The organism is Butyrivibrio sp. M55, from assembly GCF_900116865.1.
In the GTDB taxonomy this organism is placed as follows: Bacteria; Bacillota; Clostridia; order Lachnospirales; family Lachnospiraceae; genus Butyrivibrio.
In genome coordinates this window covers 1-2,777 of the sequence record NZ_FPCD01000032.1, presented here as the reverse complement: position 1 = coordinate 2,777, position 2,777 = coordinate 1, and the positions used below count along the sequence as shown (strand labels likewise).

The following is a 2,777-nucleotide window of genomic DNA, read 5'->3' as shown; positions in this document are numbered from 1 at the left end:
GTAAACGTCAAATAATCCGCTACCGATAAAAATATACGCCGCTTTTATTATCAGCGGCGTGGTTTACGGCATATATCAGGTAATGATTTTGACCAGGGTAGCAAATGATCAAGCTTTGCCGTATCTATATTTCCATTTTCATCACAGAGTTTTGGAAGCTCTGTAAGGAGGTGATCAAAGTAATAAAAGGGCACCAGACCATTTAGTTTGGCTGTCTCAACAATTGAATATATAACAGCACTTGCTTTGGCACCGCGCGGAGTGTTAATTATCACCCAGTTTTTTCTGCCGATTGTAAATGGACGTATGCTTCGTTCGCTTAGAGAGTTGTCTATTGGTACATCACCATTGTTCAGAAATACTTTTAGCTGCTGCTCCTGATTGATGCAGTAGTTCAGCCCGCTAAGAGTCTTGCCTTTTATCAGCTTTCCTTCAGCAATGGTTGATTTTACCCACGCAAAGAATTCCTCAACAAGCAGTCTGATTCCACTTTGTCTGCGTTTGAGACGTTCTTCTGATGAAAGCTCCTTGAGTTCGTTCTCAAGTGTATATATCTCAGCAATTCTTCTAAGTGCCTCATAAGCTACTGAAGCCTTTTGAGCCTTAGGATTGCTCTTGCCGATAGCTTTTACCGCATCAGCAAAATCACGTCTTGCGTGAGTCCAGCAGTTTGCATTGGTCAGCCCTTCCAGATTTTTCTCTATCAGATGGTACTGCTGAAGACCATCTGTTACGAGTACGCCATTGTAATCCCTATAGAACTGTTCGGGATATTCATGGCCTCTTCCCGGTTGATACTCATACAGGACTATGCGCCTGTCCGTGTAAAACTCACCATTGCAGTGAACCCACATGTAGCACTTGCCAGGATTTTCTCTGTCAGTCTGGTGTACAACCTCGACCGGAGTCTCATCGCACTGGTTAACAGGGAATTTGAAGAGTTCCTGCTCAAGCCTGTCATAGAGTGGCTTGAAATACTTTTCAGCACATGTGATAGTCCAGTTGGACATTGTCTGCCTTGAAACATTGAAGCCCATCCTGTTGAATTCGGTCTCAATCCTGTATAGAGGATTGGAGTTGACATACTTTGCATTTATGATTGCTGATTCTAACGAAGAGGTAACGTAGCTTTTTTCGATAAGATCCTTAGGACGTTTTCCACGTAGGAACTCATCCTGATGCATGCCAGAGGTTCCAACCACAACATCAACTGTATGACGTTCAACAATCCAGGATGCAGGAACATAACGAAGCTTGGGATACTTATCCGGTTTCATTCTCCTCCAGCAGCCTTTCCCAAAGTGATTGTCTGCCTCTTCATCAGTTACAGGATGGTCGATAAACTCTTCTGGGAAACCACTTAGATCCTTATCACGTTTGCCCTTTTCTTTTTTCTTTTTGGGATTACGGATAATGAATTCGTCTATTTCAGGTTCTTCCTCTTCAGGTTGATCGGCATAGAACTCTGCTTCGTTAAAAAGAGACAGTTGGCCCATTATCTCAGAAAGCTTTTCAGTATGGCTTCCAAAACGATGCTGGTTAGCTACACGTATCTGCTCAATTAGAGCTTCCATGTTTGCATTCATCTGCTCAAGCTGATCCTGCATAGACATAATCAGCATGACCATCGTTTCTTTACTTAGGTTATTAAGTTCATCCTGAGTGTACTTTTGCGCCATATCTGTTCCTTCCTGATACATATATTTTACAGGAAAGCCAGTGAAATAGCGAATTACATAAATCCTGCTTTTTCGTTATTTTGCCCATGGATAAATGATGATTAGAGCCTCATACGCAAATGGAAATATAGAGTTTTCAAGGTGCAAAAACCGCTCAAATAGGCTTTCAGAGAGCTTTATGAGCCTTTCATTAGGCATCCTGAATAAAAAGAAATGCCTGATTTATCATGAAAAACAGAGTCTAAAAAAATCTCTGTTTTGCACAAAGCTTTTTAACTAACACGGGATGGTACTACTTCCTTTATTCTTGGTTCAATTGGATTAAGCCCCATGAGTAGCATCCTGTATTGATCAGTGGTTATGTTTGCTGCCTGATCCTTGCTTCGCGGCCAATCAAATCTGCCGTCCTCAAGACGCTTATAGAGGAGTAGAAAGCCATCTCCTTCCCAAAGGAGAGCTTTTATCCTGTCACAGCGCCGCCCACAGAAAAGGAAAAGTGTTCCTTTTTCAAAAGGATTAAGATCAAATTTTGTGCCTACTGTCTGGGCAAGACCGTTTATTCCAAGCCTGAGATCGGTATAACCTACAGCCAGGTATATTTTCTTAACCCCGCCAAGCTCAGCAAGCATCTGTGACCACCTCCAGAATCATTTTAAGTAATGAAGGTGCAATGCTGTTATTGATTTCAATCCGGCAGCTGTTGGTTTTAATTACGGCTCCGGGAGCAGAAAAAGAAGTCGGATATTCCTGCGAATTATCTAATGCTTCGCATGGTACTTCAGCAAATGTAACTTCATTTTTCTGCAAAGATAACGCTGGCAAATTTACAGCTTTATCAAAAAGTTCTTTGCGGACTCGGCGCTGCCAGTAGTAGTAAGTTTTAACATTGATGCCATTTTCAATAAGCCACTTATTAGCAGATTGTCCTTGAGGACGGGCTTGGCATCTTTTGATAATCTCTGCCCAGTTTGCAAGTCTTACCTCGTGTGTAATGTTATCCATGTGGATCCTCCTTTAAAAAACTAGCTAGTTTTTTTAGTTTTTTAAAGTAAACCACGAAAAAGGAGTTTCAGGCTAGGCGGGTGATTTGACGTTTAC

Annotated in this window: 3 protein-coding genes; all 3 read right to left on the bottom strand. The window is 41.8% G+C overall.

Translation table 11 applies throughout. From position 1 onward, the window contains the following. Window positions 1-50: 50 nt before the first annotated feature. The 3 genes from tnpC to BM398_RS16955 all read right to left on the bottom strand — a co-directional run bounded on the left by tnpC (window position 51) and on the right by BM398_RS16955 (window position 2,681). Window positions 51-1,679 (bottom strand): IS66 family transposase, encoded by a 1,629-nt coding sequence (gene tnpC, locus BM398_RS16965; protein ID WP_092339480.1) that lies wholly within the window; start codon window positions 1,677-1,679, stop codon window positions 51-53. Between the two features lie 272 nt (window positions 1,680-1,951). Further along, window positions 1,952-2,308, bottom strand: a complete 357-nt coding sequence (tnpB, locus tag BM398_RS16960; RefSeq protein WP_092339478.1) for an IS66 family insertion sequence element accessory protein TnpB — start codon at window positions 2,306-2,308, stop codon at window positions 1,952-1,954. After that, window positions 2,298-2,681 carry a hypothetical protein gene (locus BM398_RS16955; RefSeq protein WP_092339476.1) on the bottom strand — a complete coding sequence of 128 codons (384 nt, stop codon included), beginning with the start codon at window positions 2,679-2,681 and terminating at the stop codon, window positions 2,298-2,300. Before BM398_RS16955 ends, tnpB begins: the two co-directional genes overlap by 11 nt. Window positions 2,682-2,777 lie beyond the last annotated feature (96 nt).